12 protein-coding genes are annotated in these 18,020 nt (G+C 64.3%); 7 read left to right on the top strand and 5 right to left on the bottom strand.

The window, feature by feature from the left end; all coding sequences use genetic code 11:
* Positions 1 to 118: 118 nt before the first annotated feature.
* Both odhB and ACF3ND_RS05180 read right to left on the bottom strand, forming a co-directional pair.
* Positions 119 to 1,330 carry a 2-oxoglutarate dehydrogenase complex dihydrolipoyllysine-residue succinyltransferase gene (gene odhB / locus ACF3ND_RS05185; protein WP_394064906.1) on the bottom strand — a complete coding sequence of 404 codons (1,212 nt, stop codon included), beginning with the start codon at positions 1,328 to 1,330 and terminating at the stop codon, positions 119 to 121.
* Positions 1,331 to 1,364: 34 nt separating this feature from the next.
* Positions 1,365 to 4,235, bottom strand: a complete 2,871-nt coding sequence (locus ACF3ND_RS05180; protein ID WP_394064904.1) for a 2-oxoglutarate dehydrogenase E1 component — start codon at positions 4,233 to 4,235, stop codon at positions 1,365 to 1,367.
* A 523-nt stretch (positions 4,236 to 4,758) separates the two neighbouring features.
* Here ACF3ND_RS05180 and ACF3ND_RS05175 point away from each other — a divergent pair.
* Positions 4,759 to 7,047: an NADP-dependent malic enzyme gene (locus ACF3ND_RS05175; protein WP_394064902.1), complete on the top strand. Its 2,289-nt coding sequence runs from the start codon at positions 4,759 to 4,761 to the stop codon at positions 7,045 to 7,047.
* A 67-nt stretch (positions 7,048 to 7,114) separates the two neighbouring features.
* Here ACF3ND_RS05175 and ACF3ND_RS05170 read toward each other — a convergent pair whose 3' ends face one another.
* A complete protein-coding gene (locus ACF3ND_RS05170; RefSeq protein WP_394064901.1) occupies positions 7,115 to 8,884 on the bottom strand; it encodes an L-lactate permease in 1,770 nt (589 codons plus the stop codon).
* A gap of 244 nt (positions 8,885 to 9,128) precedes the next feature.
* Here ACF3ND_RS05170 and lldR point away from each other — a divergent pair, with 244 nt between their 5' ends.
* The 6 genes from lldR to ACF3ND_RS05140 all read left to right on the top strand — a co-directional run bounded on the left by lldR (position 9,129) and on the right by ACF3ND_RS05140 (position 15,536).
* Positions 9,129 to 9,908: a transcriptional regulator LldR gene (gene lldR, locus ACF3ND_RS05165; protein ID WP_394064899.1), complete on the top strand. Its 780-nt coding sequence runs from the start codon at positions 9,129 to 9,131 to the stop codon at positions 9,906 to 9,908.
* Complete coding sequence (lldD, locus tag ACF3ND_RS05160; RefSeq protein WP_394064897.1) at positions 9,905 to 11,044, top strand: FMN-dependent L-lactate dehydrogenase LldD; 1,140 nt, start codon at positions 9,905 to 9,907, stop codon at positions 11,042 to 11,044. Before lldR ends, lldD begins: the two co-directional genes overlap by 4 nt.
* A gap of 103 nt (positions 11,045 to 11,147) precedes the next feature.
* Entirely contained in the window at positions 11,148 to 11,900 is a 753-nt protein-coding gene (locus ACF3ND_RS05155) for a TSUP family transporter (protein WP_394064895.1), read from the top strand.
* A 231-nt stretch (positions 11,901 to 12,131) separates the two neighbouring features.
* On the top strand, positions 12,132 to 13,139 hold the full coding sequence (locus tag ACF3ND_RS05150; protein WP_394064893.1) for a TRAP transporter substrate-binding protein: 1,008 nt from the start codon (positions 12,132 to 12,134) through the stop codon (positions 13,137 to 13,139).
* Between the two features lie 58 nt (positions 13,140 to 13,197).
* A complete protein-coding gene (locus ACF3ND_RS05145; protein WP_394064891.1) occupies positions 13,198 to 15,108 on the top strand; it encodes a TRAP transporter large permease subunit in 1,911 nt (636 codons plus the stop codon).
* Complete coding sequence (locus ACF3ND_RS05140; protein WP_394064889.1) at positions 15,093 to 15,536, top strand: heme-binding protein; 444 nt, start codon at positions 15,093 to 15,095, stop codon at positions 15,534 to 15,536. Before ACF3ND_RS05145 ends, ACF3ND_RS05140 begins: the two co-directional genes overlap by 16 nt.
* Positions 15,537 to 16,437: 901 nt before the next feature.
* On the opposite strand, the gene gltA is transcribed toward ACF3ND_RS05140, so the two are convergent.
* Positions 16,438 to 17,736, bottom strand: a complete 1,299-nt coding sequence (gene gltA, locus ACF3ND_RS05135; protein WP_394064887.1) for a citrate synthase — start codon at positions 17,734 to 17,736, stop codon at positions 16,438 to 16,440.
* Positions 17,737 to 17,754: 18 nt separating this feature from the next.
* Positions 17,755 to 18,015 (bottom strand): succinate dehydrogenase assembly factor 2, encoded by a 261-nt coding sequence (locus ACF3ND_RS05130; protein ID WP_394064885.1) that lies wholly within the window; start codon positions 18,013 to 18,015, stop codon positions 17,755 to 17,757.
* Positions 18,016 to 18,020: the final 5 nt, after the last annotated feature.

Here is an 18,020-nt window from a genome sequence, read left to right as displayed (position 1 = left end):
GGCCGTAAAAACACCCTACGCAACACAGGCCAAAGCCTGCTGGCCGCCCCCCTGAGGGGGGCTTTTCATCTTGGGGAAGGCCCGGCGATAAAAATACGAAGCGCAGGTTACAGCGTGCTTAGACGTTCAACAGCAGACGCTGAGGATCTTCCAGCGCTTCCTTCATGGCCACCAGGCCCAGGACGGCTTCGCGGCCGTCGATGATGCGGTGGTCGTAGGACATGGCCAGGTAGTTCATCGGACGGATCACGATCTGGCCGTTCTCCACGACGGGACGATCCTTGGTGGCGTGGATGCCCAGGATGGCCGACTGCGGCGGGTTGATGATGGGGGTGGACAGCATGGAGCCGAACACGCCGCCGTTGGAGATCGAGAAGGTGCCGCCCGTCATTTCTTCCAGGGTCAGCTTGCCGTCGCGGGCGCGCACGCCGAAGTCGGCGATCTGCTGTTCGATCTCGGCGATGGAGAGCTGGTCGGCGTTGCGCAGGATGGGCACCACCAGGCCGCGCGGGCTGCCGACGGCCACGCCGATGTCGAAGTAGCCGTGGTAGATGATGTCCTTGCCATCGACCGAGGCGTTCAGCACGGGGTACTTCTTCAGGGCGGCCACGGCGGCCTTCACGAAGAAGGACATGAAGCCCAGCTTGACGCCGTGCTCTTTCTCGAACTGGTCCTTGTACTTCTTGCGCAGGTCCATGACAGCCTGCATGTTCACTTCATTGAACGTGGTCAGGATGGCGTTTTCGGACTGCGACTGCAGCAGGCGCTCGGCCACGCGGGCGCGCAGGCGGCTCATGGGCACGCGCTGCTCGGGACGGCCGTCCAGCGACAGCGTGGGAGGCGCCACGGGAGCGGCGGCGGGCTTGGCGGCGGCAGGCGCGCCGGCCTGCAGGGCGTCGCCCTTGGTGATGCGGCCGCCGCGGCCGGAACCTTCCACGGAGCTGGCGTCCACGCCCTTTTCCGCCAGGATCTTGGCGGCGGCGGGCGAGGCCACGGACGACACCGAAGCGGCGGGAGCGGCGGCAGGCGCGGCTTCGGGCGCAGCCGCCTTTTCAGGGGCGGCGGCGGGCGCGGCGGCGCTGGCCTTGCCTTCGGAATCGATGCGGGCCAGGACTTCGCCGGAGGTCACGGTGCTGCCGTTGGCCTTGACGATCTCGCTGAGCACGCCCGAGGCCGGGGCGGGCACTTCCAGGACCACCTTGTCGGTTTCGACTTCGATCAGGATTTCATCGGCCTGGACCATTTCGCCGGGCTGCTTCTTCCACTCGAGCAGCGTGGCCTCGGAAATGGATTCGGAGAGTTGAGGGACCAGAACGTCGGTAATTGCCATGATTGTATTTTCCGTATTTAAAAATTTTAGGTGCTTACTTGGTCAGCATGAAGCCTTTGCCACGAGGAGCGTAGGCCTGTTCGATCAGGGCCTTCTGCTGTTCCTGGTGCTTGGCCAGGTAACCGACGGCAGGCGATGCGGAAGCGGGACGACCGGCGTAACCCAGCTTCTGACCTTCGGTCATGTTCTCGTAGATGTGATGCTGAACATAGAACCACGCACCTTGGTTTTGCGGCTCGTCCTGAACCCAGATGACTTCCTTGGCGTTGGCGTATTTGTGCAGCTCGGCCTGGAAGGACTTGTGGGCGAAGGGATACAGCTGTTCCACACGGATGATGGCGACGTCGTTGCGTTCCTGTTCCTTGCGGGCGTGCAGCAGGTCGTAGTAGACCTTGCCCGAGCAGACCAGGACGCGCTTGACGGCGGAGGCGACGATGGATTCGTCGCGTTCGCCGATGACAGGCATGAAATGCCCTTCGGCCAGGTCCTTCAGTGGCGAAGTGGCGTCTTTGTTACGCAGCAAGGACTTCGGCGTCATGATGACCAAAGGCTTGCGGAAGGGGCGGATCATCTGGCGGCGCAGCACGTGGAAGATCTGCGCGCCGTTGGTGGGTTGCACCACCTGGATGTTGTTGTCCGCGCACAGCTGCAGGAAGCGCTCGATGCGGGCGGAGGAGTGCTCGGGACCCTGGCCTTCGTAGCCGTGAGGCAGCATCAGGGTCAGGCCGCACTGACGGCCCCACTTGGCTTCGCCGGAGGTGATGAACTGGTCGATCACGACCTGCGCGCCGTTGGCGAAGTCGCCGAACTGGGCTTCCCAGATGGTCAGGATGTTGGGTTCGGCGGACGCGTAGCCGTATTCGAAAGCCAGCACGGCTTCCTCGGACAGCACGGAGTCGATCACGGTGAAGCTGGCCTGGCCTTCGGAGACATTCTGCAGGGGAATGTAGGTGCCGTCGTTCCAGCGCTCGCGCTTCTGGTCATGCAGCACGGCGTGGCGGTGGGTGAAGGTGCCGCGGCCCGAGTCCTGGCCGGTGATGCGCACGGCGTAGCCGTTGTTCACCAGCGTGGCGAAGGCCAGATGTTCGCCCATGCCCCAGTCCACGTTGGCTTCGCCGTGCGCCATGGCGCGACGGTCGTTCAGCAGGCGGTTCACCAACGGGTGCACCGTGAAGCCTTCGGGAATGGTGGTGAGCTTCTCGCCGATGCGGGTCAGCTCGGAGATGGGCAGGGCCGTGTCGGCGTGGTCCGTCCACTTGGCGTTCAGGAACGCGGACCAGTCGGTGGCGTACTTGTTCTTGTAGTCGGTCAGCACGGGTTCGACCGTGCGCTTGCCGTCTTCCATCAGCTGGCGATAGGACTTGACCAGATCTTCCGGCTCGTTCTCGGACAGCACGCCCTGGGCGACCAGCTTGTCGGCATACAGCTTGCGCGTGCCGTTGTGCATGCCGATCTTCTTGTACATCAGGGGCTGGGTCAGCGAAGGGGTGTCCTGCTCGTTGTGGCCCAGCTTGCGGAAGCAGACGATGTCGATGACCACGTCATGCTTGAATTCGCGGCGGTAGTCCAGGGCCAGCTGGGTCACGAAGACCACGGCCTCGGGATCGTCGCCGTTCACGTGGAACACGGGGGCTTCGATCATCTTGACCACGTCCGTGCAGTACAGCGTGGAACGCGTGTCGCGCGGATCGGAGGTGGTGAAGCCGATCTGGTTGTTGATGACGATATGCAGCGTGCCACCGGTGCCGTAACCGCGGGTCTGGGCCAGGTTCAGGGTTTCCATGACCACGCCCTGGCCGGCGAAGGCCGCGTCGCCGTGCACCAGCACGGGCAGGACCTGGCTGCCTTCCTCGTCGTTGCGGCGATCCTGGCGGGCGCGCACCGAACCCTCAACCACGGGGTTGACGATCTCCAGGTGCGAGGGGTTGAACGCCAGGGACAGGTGGACCGGGCCGCCGCGGGTGGACAGGTCGCTGGAGAAGCCGTTGTGGTATTTCACGTCGCCGTCGGTCAGGCCTTCGGCGTGGCGGCCTTCGAATTCCGCGAACAGGTCGCCGGGCATCTTGCCCATGATGTTGACCAGCATGTTCAGGCGGCCGCGGTGGGCCATGCCCACGATGATTTCCTGCACGCCGTTCTCGCCGGCGTGGTTGACGACCTCGTCCATGCAGGCGATGAAGCTTTCGCCGCCTTCCAGCGAGAAACGCTTCTGGCCCACGTACTTGGTGTGCAGGAAGCGTTCCAGGCCTTCGGCCTCGGTCAGCTGCTGCAGGATGTGGCGCTTCTGATCCACCGTGAAGGTGCCCGTGCCGTGCACGGATTCCAGGCGTTGCTGGATCCAGCGCTTGGCCACCGGATCGGAGATGTGCATGAACTCCGCGCCCACCGAACGGCTGTACGTGTCACGCAGGGCCTTGAGCATGTCGCGCAGCGTCATGGTGTCGGCTTTGGTGAAATACGTGTTGGTGGCGGAATAGACCTGGTCCAGGTCGGCTTCGGTCAGGCCGTAGAAGGCCGGATCCAGCTCGGGGAAGTTGGGGCGCTCGGAGCGTTTGAGCGGATCCAGGTCGGCGATGCGCGCGCCCAGCGAACGGTAGGCGGCGATCATGGACTGGATGGAGACCTGCTTCATGGCCACGGCCAGATCCGGGGCCTGGGAGCGGGTCAGGAAGGCATTGGCCTTGGCGCGCTGGGCGAAGGATTCGACGATGGGGGCATGGGCCTGGTCACGAGTGGTGTCGCGGCCGTCGGTGGCGGGCAGGTGCTGCAGCTGATCGAAGTAGTCGCGCCATTGGTCGGCGACGGAACCTGGATTGTCGAGGTAGGACTCGTAGAGTTCTTCGACATAGGGAGCATTGCTCCCGAACAAATAGGAGTTACTTTGCAGTTCTTTTTGCGATGACATTATTACGCTTCACCTATCCGAGTGCTTCACTCGTGTTGAGATGCAGGAAAACCTTCCGCGACACGGCCACGCCGGTTAGCGGATAGCGGAGCAGAAGGCAACGTGTGACGCCTTATACAAGCCGTATGTTTTCTAGTATAACGCCGCGGACAGAAGGCGCAATTGTTGAGATCCAAAATGCTTCGCCCGCCTCCAAGACCGTTGGCATTAACAAACACCCCCGTTCGGACGGGGCTTGCCCGCGAGGCTCGTCCCAAGAGCCAAAAATCCGCACTTGCCGCTCCTCGCCGCCCCACACGGGCGGAAAATTCCGATATGCTAAATAGTCTCGGAATCCAAGCCGCCGCCAGCTTCTCTTCAGGCGCCGCCTCCCGACCCATCGGCCCACGAGGTCATGCGCCGCACCCGGTCGCAGACATGGCATATGCTGGCTATAACAAATCAGCATCTATCCAGCGCTTAGATTTCTTATAAATTACTGTTATTTTTACGCCAAAAAAATACACTCAGGAGCTTTACCATAATGGATGCCAACGCCGATCTGGCCAAACTTGCGCTGGACTATCACGCGTATCCCACCCCCGGCAAAATCTCGGTGGTCCCGACCAAGACCCTGGCCAACCAGGACGACCTGTCCCTGGCCTACTCGCCTGGCGTGGCATCGGCCTGCATGGCCATCCATGCCGAAGGCGAGGAAGCCGCCGCCAAGTACACCTCGCGCTCCAACCTGGTGGCCGTGGTCACCAACGGCACGGCCGTGCTGGGCCTGGGCAACATCGGCCCGCTGGCCGCCAAGCCCGTCATGGAAGGCAAGGGCTGCCTGTTCAAGAAATTCGCCGGCATCGATGTGTTCGACATCGAACTGAACGAAAACGATCCCGACAAGCTGGTGGACATCATCGCCGCGCTGGAGCCCACGCTCGGCGGCGTGAACCTGGAAGACATCAAGGCGCCCGAATGCTTCTACATCGAAAAGAAGCTGCGCGAGCGCATGAGCATCCCCGTCTTCCACGATGACCAGCACGGCACCGCCATCATCTCCTCGGCCGCCGTCATCAACGGCCTGAAAGTGGTCGGCAAGGACATCGGCGACGTCAAGCTGGTCTGCTCGGGCGCCGGCGCCGCCGCCATCGCCTGCCTGGACCTGCTGGTCGCCGTGGGCGTGAAGCGCGAAAACATCTACGTGACCGACTCGCGCGGCATCATCTGGAAAGGCCGCGAAGAGAACATGGAGGCCAACAAGGCCCGCTACGCCCAGGACACCAGCGCCCGCACCCTGGCCGACGCCTGCGTGGACGCCGACGTGTTCCTCGGCTGCTCGGCCCCCGGCGTGCTGACCGCCGACATGGTCAAGACCATGGCCGACAAGCCCCTGATCCTGGCCCTGGCCAACCCCGAACCCGAAATCCGCCCTGAAGTGGCCAAGGCCGCCCGCCCTGACTGCATCATCGCCACCGGCCGCTCGGACTACCCCAACCAGGTCAACAACGTCCTGTGCTTCCCCTTCATCTTCCGCGGCGCGCTGGACGTGGGCGCCAGCGTGATCAACGAGGAAATGAAGCTGGCCTGCGTGAAGGCCATCGCCGAACTGGCCCAGGCCGAGCAGAACGATGAAGTCGCCACCGCCTACGCCGGCCAGGACCTGAGCTTCGGTCCCGACTACATCATTCCCAAGCCCTTCGATTCCCGCCTGATCGTCCAGATCGCTCCCGCCGTGGCCCAGGCCGCCATGGATTCCGGCGTGGCCGCCCGTCCCATCGAGGACATGGAAGCCTACCGCCAGAAGCTGATCTCCATGATCTACCACACCGGCCCGCTGATGCGCCCCCTGTACATGCAGGCCAAGTCCGCGCCCAAGCGCATCATCTACGCCGACGGCGAAGACGAACGCGTCCTGCGCGCCGTGCAGACCGTCATCGACGAAAAGCTGGCCCAGCCCATCCTGGTCGGCCGCCCCAGCGTCATCGAGATGCGCGTCAAGAAGGCCGGCCTGCGCCTGGAAGCCGGCAAGAACATCGAGATCGTCGATCCCGAGGACGATGCCCGCTTCACGGAAACCTGGACCGCCTACTACAAGCTCAAGGCCCGCGAAGGCGTCACCCCCGACATCGCCAAGGCCATGATCCGCAAGCACAACTCGCTGATCGGCGTGATGCTGCTGCAGCGCGGCGACGCGGACGGCATGCTGTGCGGCGTGGCCAGCAACTACGACAGCCAGCTGAACTACGTCGAGCAGGTCATCGGCCTGAAGCAGGACGCCCAGACCTTCGCCGCCATGAACGTCCTGATGCTGCCCACCCAGACGCTGTTCGTCTGCGATACGCACGTCAACGAGAACCCCACGGCCGAGCAGATCGCCGACATGACCATCCAGGCCGCCGAGGAAGTCAAGCGCTTTGGCGTGGTGCCCCGCGTCGCCCTGCTGTCGCACTCGAACTTCGGCAGCCGCCAGACCGAGTCGTCCCGCAAGATGGCCAAGGCCCGCCAGATCCTGGCCGAGCGCGCGCCCGACCTGGAAGTGGACGGTGAAATGCACGCCGACTCTGCCCTGTCCGAGAAGATCCGCCTGAAGGCCTTCCCCGACAGCACGCTGCGCGGCGCGGCCAACCTGCTGATCACGCCCAACCTGGACGCCGGCAACATCACCTACAACATGCTCAAGATGACGGGCAGCAACGGTGTGGCCATGGGTCCCATCCTGCTGGGCGCCGCACGCCCCGTGCACATCCTGACCACCAGCGCCACCGTGCGCCGCATCGTGAACATGACGGCCCTGGCCGTGGTGGACGCGCAGATCGAAGCCCAAGGCTAAGCCCCACGCTTTTCGTCTGACAAAAAAACAGCGGCCCTTCGGGGCCGCTGTTTTTTTACTGCGATGCTCAGGCTGCCAGCGCCGCCGCGCCCTGGCGGCCCCGCGACAGGCTCAATCCGCCCAGCGTCACGGCCAGCCAGACGGCCGCCGCCACCCACCACAGCATGGAACCGGTGATCAGCGCCTGGCCGATCAGGCCCGCCTGGATGACGTAGTAGACCATGGGGATGAGCGTCTTGCGCACGATCTCGCCTTCGCGCCCCAGCATGCCCACGACCGCGCCCGCGGCCACCACGTTGTGCACGCAGATCATGTTGCCGGCCGCGCCGCCCACGGCCTGCAAGGCCACCACGACGGCCGACTGATCCAGGTTCAGGCCGATCTGCTGCGCCGTGGAAAACTGGAAGTAGGCGAACATCATGTTGCTGACCGTGTTGGAGCCCGCAATGAAGGCCCCCAGGCTGCCCACCCAGGGCGAGATGGTGGGCCAGGCCTGCCCGGCCGCCGCCGCGGCGCCCTGCGCCAGCACCAGAGGCATGCTGGCGATCGACCCGTCGGCGGCGGCCGAATTGATGAAGACCTGCACCATGGGCACGGCCAGCAGGAGAGCGGGAGCGGCGCTGCCCATGGTGCGCAGCGAGTCCTTGACCCCCGCCATGTACTGCCTGCCGCTCATGCTGAAGATGGCGATGCAGGCCAGCGAAACCAGGATCAGGATGGCGCCGGGCGAATACAGCAGCTGGGCGGAGGCCGATATGCCCGTGCCCAGGATGCCATCCACCTTCAGGGTGGCCTCTGGCCCCGTCAGCCAGGCTTTGACCGACGGCACGGTGCGCGTCAGGATGAGCAGCAGCACGACCAGCACATAGGGCGAGAACGCGCGCAGCACGGAAAAACGCGGTCCTTGCTGGGAAGCATCGTCCATATTGACTGTACCCAGCCAATGCGAAGGCCATTGGCGACGATCCGGAAAATCAAATGTCTGGCTTGGCTGGAACCAGCCCTTGCGAGCCGCCGTCACCACGATCACCAGTCCCACCATGGCGCCCAGCATGGACGGGAACTCGGGGCCCAGCACCACGGCGATCAGGTAGTACGGCACCGTGAAGGCCACGCCCGCGAACAGGGCGAACTTCCAGGCTCCCAGCCCCTCGGCAAAGGAGCGCCGCTCGCCGAAGAAGCGCGTCAGCAGTCCGCACAGCAGCAAGGGAATGACGAAACCGGTCAAGGCGTGCAGCAGGGCCACGTTCTCCACGATCTGCTGCAGATACTCCATGGGCTGCATGGGGGCGATCGCCGCCGCCACGTCGGCCTTGTTGTCCACGCCCGAACGCACGCCCACCAGCATGGGCGTGCCCACGGCGCCGAAGGACACGGGAGTGGACTGGATGACCAGCACCGCCATGACGGCGGCCATGGCCGGGAAGCCCAGAGCCAGCAGCAGGGGCGCGCCCACGGCCGATGGCGTGCCGAAGCCCGACGAACCCTCGATCAGCGAACCGAACAGCCAGGCCACGATGATGACCTGCACGCGCCGGTCGGGCGATACGTCCATGAAGCCCTGGCGTATGGCGGCCAGGGCGCCGCCCACCTTGAGCGTATTCAAAAGCAGCACAGCCCCAAATACAATGAACAGCAGCGTCAGGGCCGTCACCACGCCGTTGATGGTGGCCGCCGCCACGACCGTGGCCTGGCTGCCCCATACCAGCAGGGCCAGGGCCGCCGTCACGACATAGGCCGATCCCATCGACAGGGTGGCCGAGCGCCCCATCACCACCATCAACAGGAACACGACTGCCAATGGCGCCAGGGCCAGCAGGGTATACACAAGACTCATCCCTTTTCTCCTTCGTGTGGATAGCACGTTTCTTGGGCGACGGACGCTTCTTCCTTGTGCGGCCCCGGCTCGCGGCCGGGCGCCTGGAGGGCGCCGCCTCCCCTTCTTTCCTTTGGTCGGAGAATATTAGCGGTATTACCACTTCAGCCTTATTGGAAATAACCCTTACTGAAAACCCTATTTTTAGACTTATAATTATCTTCAATACCGCAAGTGGTAATACCACTTTGCCTGGAAAATCACTATGACTACGCTTTCGAGTACCCGCCTCTCAGATCAGGTCGCCGAGAAGATCCGGCAACTGATCGACGAACAGCAATTGCAGCCCGGCGACCGGATCCCATCCGAGCGCCAGTTGGCCGAGCGGCTGGCGGTATCGCGCGTGCCCATCCGCGAGGCCCTGCGCGCCCTGAATTCGCAGGGACTGCTGGTGACGCGCCGCGGCGGAGGCACCTACGTCCAGGAGACCGACCTGATGAACTGGCCGGCGCAAAGCATCGCCCCGCTGGGCGAGCTGATCAGCCAGGATCCCCTGTACCGCTACGACGTGCTGGAAGCGCGCCACGCGCTGGAAGCCAGCACCGCCTGGCATGCCGCCCGGCGCGCCACCGAAGCCGACAAGAACCGCATCCGCCACTGCTTCGACATCATGGTGCGCCACCAGCAGAACCAGGACGCCGAACTGTCCGCCCGCGCCGACGCCCAGTTCCACCTGGCGATCGCCCAGGCCTCGCACAATGTGGTGCTGCTGCAGATCATGAACGGGCTGTTCCAGCTGGTCTTCTCCACCGTCAAGGAGAATCGCCGCGCCATGTTCGAGTTCGACAATGCGCGCGAAGTGGAACTGCTCACGCAGCAGCACGAGGCCGTCATGGACGCCATCCTCAAGGGCGAGGCGGATCTGGCGCGCGAACGGATCACCCGCCACCTGGACCACGTTCAGGCCAAGGTGCGGCTCTCGGAAGAAAACAATGCCCGGGAACAGCGCGTATCCCGATTCAACAGCCATCTATCGCAATTATGATCATTTCCTCTCCGACCGATTTCCGCGCCCAGGCGCAGCGTCGCCTGCCCCCTTTCCTGTTCCACTACATCGACGGCGGCGCCTACGCCGAAGAGACCTTGGGCCGCAACGTGCAGGACCTGGCGGGAATCGCGCTGCGCCAGCGCGTGCTCAGCGACATGTCCAGCCTGGATCTGGGCGTGGAGCTGTTCGGAGAGAAATTGTCCATGCCGGTGGCGCTGGCCCCGGTGGGCCTGACCGGCATGTACGCCCGCCGCGGCGAAGTCCAGGCGGCCCGGGCCGCCGATCGCCACGGCGTCCCGTTCACCTTGTCGACGGTATCGGTATGCCCGATCGAGGAAGTGGCGCCGGCCATAGGACGGCCCATGTGGTTCCAGTTGTACGTGCTGCGCGACCGCGGCTTCATGAAAAGCGTGCTGGAAAGGGCCTTGGCGGCCGGCTGCTCTACCCTGGTGTTCACGGTGGACATGCCCGTGCCGGGCGCGCGCTATCGCGACGCCCATTCGGGCATGAGCGGCCCGCGCGCCGCGCTGCGGCGCTACGGCCAGGCCCTGCGGCGTCCGCACTGGTCACTGGACGTGGGGCTGCGCGGCAGGCCGCATGACCTGGGCAATGTATCCCGCTATCTGGGGCGGGCCGTGCAGCTGGAGGACTACATAGGCTGGCTGGGCGCCAACTTCGATCCCTCCATATCCTGGAAGGACCTGCAGTGGATACGGGACTTCTGGCCCGGCGCCATGGTCATCAAAGGCATACTGGATCCCGAAGACGCGCGCGAAGCCGTGCGATTCGGGGCCGACGGCATCGTGGTGTCCAACCATGGCGGCCGGCAACTGGACGGCGTGCTGTCCTCGGCGCGCGCGCTGCCGGCCATCGCCGACGCCGTCCAGGACGACCTGAGCATCCTGGCCGATTCGGGCGTACGCAACGGGCTGGACGTGCTGCGCATGCTGGCCCTGGGCGCCAGGGGCGTGCTGATCGGCCGCCCCTTCGTCTATGCCCTGGCGGCGGCGGGCGGCGCGGGCGTGTCCCTGCTGCTGGAGCTGATGGAAAAAGAGCTGCGCGTGGCCATGACCCTGACCGGCACGCGCAGCCTGTCCCAGGTCGGACGAGACTGTCTGGCGGCGCTGCCCTGAGCCCAGCACCTCCCGCAAGCTGGACCAAGCCAGGGACCCGGCGATTCTTTACAATAGGTTAAACATTAATCACCTAAAGTAATTTGCGAGCGCGACCGAGTCCATGCCGACCACGCTGCTGATCGCCCTGATCATAGGGCTGGGCACCTATTTCCAGACCGTCACCGGCTTTGGCCTGGCCATGATCGTCATCGGGTTGAGCAGCCTGCTCAAGCTCGCCCCGGTCGCCTTCCTGGCGACCGTCATCAGCCTGCTGACCGTGGTCAACGGCACCGTCGCCCTGCGCGGCAAGCGCCACCTGATCCATTGGCCCGCCGCCCGCGCCGTGCTGGCCGGCGTGGTGCCCTCCACCGTGGCCGGCCTGATGCTGCTGGACTACCTGAGCAGCCAGGCCAGCCTGCTGCTGGAGTTCCTGCTGGGCCTGGTCATCATCTACAGCGGCGTATCCTATTGCCTGAAGTCGCCCGTGCGCGCACACATGTCGGGCGCCGCTTCCTTTTTCGCGAGCGGCGTGCTGACCGGCCTGTGCGGCGGCCTGTTCGGCATTCCCGGCCCGCCCATCATCTTCCAGCTCTACCGGCAGCCTCTGGAATTCCCGACCGTGCGCCACATGCTGCTGCTGATCTTCTCGGCAACCTCGGCCGTGCGCTGCCTTCATGAACTGCTCAAGGGCACGCTGCAGACACAGGCCTTGTGGACGGCCGCCATTGCCGTGCCGCTGGTCATGGCGGCCACCTGGGTGGCGCAGCGCCACCCGCCGCCGGTGCGTCCGGCCACGCTCCAGCGCCTGACCCTGCTCATCCTGGTATTGATAGGTGTGAGCCTGTGCCTGCCGGCCTTGAAAGCCTGGCTGTGAGCCGCACTGGCCCAATGGCGCGCAGCCAGGTCCCGACCAGCTAGAGGTTTACACTAGTTTCGGCACGAAAAGTTCTAGTTTCAAAAAAATCTGATTGACAGCCTTATTACCCACCGCCAATATCCGATCAAGTTCCGTTTAACGGAACCAAAAATGTCGTAAAACGGTATTCACAGACTTCAAATGTGAAAAATAGATGCCAAGGCATCCATAACGATATTGGAGGTTGACATGAAAGCGTTCGCGTACGCCCTGCCGCTGGCCGCCTGCCTGGCGGCGTTTCCCAGCCACGCCGAATACACCGGCCCCGCGCTCAAGTTCCGCCTGGCCCACACCGCCCCTCCGGGCAATCACATCACCCAGGCCTACCAGACGTTCGCCGACCTGGTCAAAGAGAAATCCGGCAACAAGATCAAGGTCCAGGTCTTTCCAGGCGCCGTGCTGGGCAGCGACCGTGTCCTGATCGAAGGAGCCCAGAAAGGCTCCCTGGAAATCGGCGTCAGCTCCACTCCCAACCTGGCCAATTTCTCGACCATGTACCAGGTGTTCGACCTGCCCTACATCACTACCCCCGCCAAGCAGGCTCAGTTCTACCAGTCCATGGATCCGGGCGGCCCGCTGAACGCCTACTTCGAAAAAGTCGCCAACGGCATCGGCCTGCAACCCATCATGTACGCCGAATACGGCTACCGCCACTTCGTGTCAGCCGCCAAGCCCCTGGGCAAGGCCGAAGGCCTGCGCGGCCTGAAGATGCGCACCACGGACTCGCCGGTGGAGGTGGACGTGGCCAAGGCGCTGGGCACCAATCCCGCGCCCATCGCCTGGGGCGAGGTCTACACGGCCCTGCAGCAGGGCACCATAGATGCCGAAGGCAATACCTTCCCCCACCTGGCCGGCGCCAAGCATCATGAGGCCCTGAAGTACGCCATCACCTCGGCCCACAACTACGGCATGCAGGTCGCCATGGCCAACAAGGCCTGGTGGGACAAGCTGCCGCCCGAGGCCCAGCAGATCATCCGCGAATCCGCCCAGGAGGCTGTGCGGGCCCAGCGCGAGCGCTACTACCCCGAGAACGAGAAAAAAGCCCGCGAGGAGTTCCTGCAGGCCGGCGTCGCCATCCATGACGCCACGCCCGCCGACCTGGAGCAGTTGCGCGCGCTGACCCGTCCCGTGTACGAGCAGTACGCTCAGAAACTGCCCGCCGAACTGGTGCAACTGGTCACCGATACCCAAAAGTAACAAGGCCGGCTTCGCGCCGCGCCCCCGCCTGCCGCCTCCGCCTGGTGGATAAAACGCCATGAAACCTGCCTCTTCCCGACTGAATGCGCTGGAAAAGCCGTTCCTGTTCATCGGCCTGCTGCTGATGATACTGATCATCAACTACCAGACCTTGTTCCGCTACCTGATGGCCAGCTTGAGCCATGTGGCAACGGATCCCGTCCAGCGCTCCTGGCTCGACGCCATCATGGATCCGGACCGGCTGCTGGCCTTGCTGCGCTCCATGATAGGCTGGGCCAGCTGGACGGAAGAGCTGTCGCGCTATATCTTCATCTGGATTTCCTACCTGGCCGTCTCCCTGACCATCCTGACCCGCACGAGCATACGCGTGGACGTGCTGCACAATGCCTTGAGCCCGGCCTGGCAGCGCCGCCTCTGGCTTTCCATCGACGTGCTGTGCCTGCTGCTGACGGCCCTGCTGTGCTACATGGGCGCCGAACACATCCAGATGCAGATGCAGTTTCCCCAGACCACGCCGGCTCTGCAGATCAGCTACGCGATTCCTTACCTGATCCTGCCCATAGGCTTCGGCCTGATGGCGGTACGCTGCATGCAGGACATCCTGCGCATGCGCGCCGAGCTGAACGCCACGGACTGGCTGGCCGGACTGCTGCTGCCCGCACTGCTGGCCCTGCCCGTGCTGCTGAACGACGAGCTGAACGCCAGCCTGCTGCTGTTCGGCTACTTCGCCGTGCTGGTGGCCCTGGGCGTGCCCATCGCCTTTTCCCTGGGCCTGGCCACCTTGGCAACCGTAGTGGGGGCCGGCACCCTGCCCATGGACTACCTGGCGCAGATCGCCTTCGTGTCCATCGACTCCTTCCCCATCATGGCCATCCCCTTCTTCATCGCGGCGGGAGTGTTCATGGGCGCAGGCGGGCTTTCCAACCGCCTGCTCGCCGTGGCCGACAAACTGGTCGGCTCCCTGCCCGGCGGCCTTGCCCTGGCCGCCATCATGACCTGCATGTTCTTTTCGGCCATCAGCGGCTCGGGGCCGGCCACCGTGGCCGCCATCGGCACCATCACCATTCCGGCCATGATCGCCCGCGGCTACGACAAGGCCTTCGCCGCCGCCGTGGTGGCCTGCGCCGGCGCCATCGGCGTCATCATCCCGCCCAGCAACCCCTTCGTGGTCTACGGCGTATCCGGCCAGGTCTCCATCGGCAAGCTGTTCGTGGCCGGCATCATTCCCGGCATTGTCATGGGCCTGGCGCTGATGCTGGTGGCCTACCTGATCTCGCGCCGGCAAGGCTGGCGCGGAGAACCCGGCGACCGCTCCCCCGCCGCCCTGCTCAAGGCCGTCTGGGACGCCAAGTGGGCGCTGCTGGTGCCCGTCATCATCCTGGGCGGCATCTACGGGGGCATCATGACGCCCACGGAATCGGCCGCGGTGGCGGCGCTGTACGGCCTGCTGGTGGGCATGTTCGTCTACAAGGAGATCACCTGGATCCGACTGTGGAACGCCACCATAGAATCGGCCGTCACCTCCTCCATCATCATCCTGCTGATGGCCATGGCCACCCTGTTCGGCAACATCATGACCATAGAGCAGATCCCGGAATTCATCGCCGGGCAGATCCTGAGCCTGACCGACAACCGCATCCTGATCCTGCTGTTCATCAATATCCTGCTGCTGGTGATCGGCGTGTTCATGGAGGCGCTGGCGGCCATCGTCATCATCACGCCCGTGCTGCTGCCCCTGGCCCTGAAGATGGGCGTGGATCCGGTGCATTTCGGCATCATCATGGTGATGAACCTGGCGATAGGCTTCGTCACCCCGCCCGTGGGCGTGAACCTGTTCGTGGCCAGCGGCATCAGCAAGATCGGCATCGAGAAGATCGCCCGCTCCGCCCTGCCCTTCCTGGGCATCATGCTGCTGGTGCTGATGCTCGTGACCTATGTGCCGGAGGTCTCGCTGTGGCTGACGCGCTGAACCGGATACTGACGCAGCCCCGCCTGGGGCTTGCAACGGCCATGGATCTGCTGCAATGGGCGCTGCTCCGGGCGCTGGCCGACGGCGGCCCGCCGGTCTGCCTGTCCTTGTGCGACGGACAAGGCGAACTGCTGCATTTCCTGCGCATGGACCAGGCGCCGGCGCGCTGCATCGCCATCGCCCAGGCCAAGGCCTACACCGCCGCCCGCTTCGGCGCCGAAACCCGGGCCCTGGCCGAGCGCCTGCAGCGCGAAGCGCTGCGCCTGGAGGACTTCCAGGATCCGGCCCATTGCAGCCTGCCCGGCGGCGCGCCCCTGCTCTGGCAGGGGCAGTGCATCGCCGCGCTGGGCGTGAGCGGCCGCAGCCTGGAGGCCGACGAAGCGCTGTGCCGAGACGCGATACGTCATGCGCAGGGTCTGCTGGGTTGAAGCGGACGATTGGTCGGTCTCCGGTACGAAGCCCCCGTCCCGGCCAGGCGAAAAAGTTCTTCGAAGTATTCCGGGGGTTCCTCCGTGTTTGACGAGCCGTTTGGGCCAAGCGGAAAGAAGCTCGGGTTCTCGCGAAGCAGGCCGCGGCGGGCCGGCTTGGCTGGGTCCTTCGCCCGCGCTGCGCGCGGGTTCCCTGGTCAGGATACGGGGGCGGGCGGGGCGTGAACTCACAGAGTGATTCGTCCACTGGACGAATCACAAGCGTCCTGCTCGAGCAGCACGCCCCTTGCCTCCCGCCCCCGCATCCCGCCTGCGGCGAAGGCCCTGACTCGCCCGCCGGCCCGCCGCGGCCGGCCTCGCGAGAACGGTCCCGTCGTTTTGGCCCAAACGGCGGAGTGTTCGCGCAAAAAACCGTACAACGTACCAGCCATCCGCTGAATTTTCTGCTTGGTATGGATGCCTGGGGCCGAGTCGATGCCATCGGCATTTTGAGCCGTTCAAGGCGCAGGAAGAGCGGACTGGGCGGGTCGGATGGCTTGCCGCAGGCGGGGCGCGGGGACGGGGGGCAAGCGTCGTTCTGTTCGACGGCGGCGCTTGTTGCTCGCCTGGGGGGCGAGCAACCCGCCGGAGTTAACGACGCGCCCGGCCAGGCGCCCCGACCAGGGCACCGGCGCGCCGCGCCGGCAAGCCATCAGCCCCGACCGCTCTTCCTGCGCCTTGAACGGCGTCTTCAAAAAACCGGTTCGGCATCGACTTGGCAATTCAGTACCCGGAATTCCTCGAAGAACCAAAAAAAAAGTGCACCTTCAAGGTGCACTTGGCGTCCGAACTGGCAGCCCGGCTGCCACTACCTGCGGTCAGTGTGCCTGGAAGCTTCCAAACACCTGACCACAAGCGGTTCTCAACGCTTGACGTCGCGCAGCGTCTCGCCCACGTAGAGCTGGCGAGGGCGGCCGATCTTGTAGTTCGGATCGGACAGCATTTCGTTCCACTGGGCGATCCAGCCTACCGTGCGGGCCAGCGCGAAGATCGCGGTGAACAGCGAGGTGGGGATGCCGATGGCGCGCTGCACGATGCCCGAGTAGAAGTCCACGTTCGGGTACAGCTTGCGCTCGACGAAGTAGGGATCTTCCAGCGCGATGCGCTCCAGCTCCATGGCCAGCTTGAACAGGGGATCGTTCTCCAGGCCCAGGGCGGTCAGCACTTCCTTGCAGGTTTCCTGCATCAGCTTGGCGCGCGGGTCGTAGTTCTTGTAGACGCGGTGGCCAAAGCCCATCAGGCGCACGCCCGAATTCTTGTCCTTGACCTTCTCCATGAACTCGCCGACCTTGGCCACGCCGCCGTTGGCCTGCAGCTCTTCCAGCATGTTCAGGCAGGCTTCGTTGGCGCCGCCGTGGGCAGGACCCCACAGGCAGGCCACGCCGGCTGCGATCGCGGCGAAGGGGTTGGTGCCGGAGGAACCGCACAGACGCACCGTGGAGGTGGAGGCGTTCTGTTCATGATCGGCGTGCAGGATGAAGATGCGGTCCAGAGCGCGTTCCACCACTTCGTTGACGTGATAGTCCTCGCAAGGATTGGCGAACATCATGCGCAGGAAGTTGCCCGTGTAGGACAGGTCGTTCTTCGGATAGATGAACGGCTGGCCCAGCGAGTACTTGTAGGTCATGGCCACCAGCGTGGGCATCTTGGCGATCAGGCGGATGGCCGAGACGTGGCGGTGGTGAGGATTGGTGATGTCCGTGGAGTCATGGTAGAAAGCCGACAGCGCGCCCACCAGACCGGTCAGTATGGCCATGGGGTGTGCGTCCGGACGGAAGCCGCGCAGGAAATACTGCATCTGTTCCTGGACCATGGTGTGGTTCGTGACCAGAGAGTCGAACTCCTGCTTCTGATCCGCATTGGGCAGGTCGCCGTTCAGGATCAGGTAGCACACGTCCATGAAGTCGCATTTCTGCGCCAGCTGGTCGATCGGGTAGCCGCGGTACATCAGCTGGCCCTTGTCGCCGTCGATGTAGGTGATGCCCGACTCGCAGGAAGCGGTCGCCATGAAGCCCGGGTCATAGGTGAACATACCCGTCTGACCATAGAGCTTGCGGATATCGATCACGTCCGGGCCCACGGTTCCCTGGTAGACAGGGAATTCGACTGCAGGGCTGCCGTCGGAGAAAGATAGCGTGGCTTTCTTGTCTGACAATTCCATCACTTTTTTCCTCAATGGTTAAAGCTTTCGCATAATTTCCACTAGCCGCCGGATGTCGGGCGTGTCGTACCGCCCTTCCGGCTCGGAACGAGCCAGAAGGACATCCAGCAAAACTGTATCGTCCATTTCGAACAGACGGGTCAGGGCCGACACATCCACGTCCGTGAGCTCGCTTTCGTACTGATCCAGAAAACGGGTGATCATCAGGTCGTTTTCGAGCAGCCCGCGGCGCGCCCGCCAGCGCAGACGCGCGCGTTCCAGTTCCGTCAATGTTCTCATTGGTC

Origin of the sequence: Alcaligenes sp. WGS1538, assembly GCF_043187505.1 — a bacterium.
Taxonomy (GTDB): domain Bacteria; phylum Pseudomonadota; class Gammaproteobacteria; order Burkholderiales; family Burkholderiaceae_B; genus Alcaligenes.
Note: the sequence above shows the minus strand (reverse complement) of the source record. Positions and strands in the feature narration are given on the sequence as shown.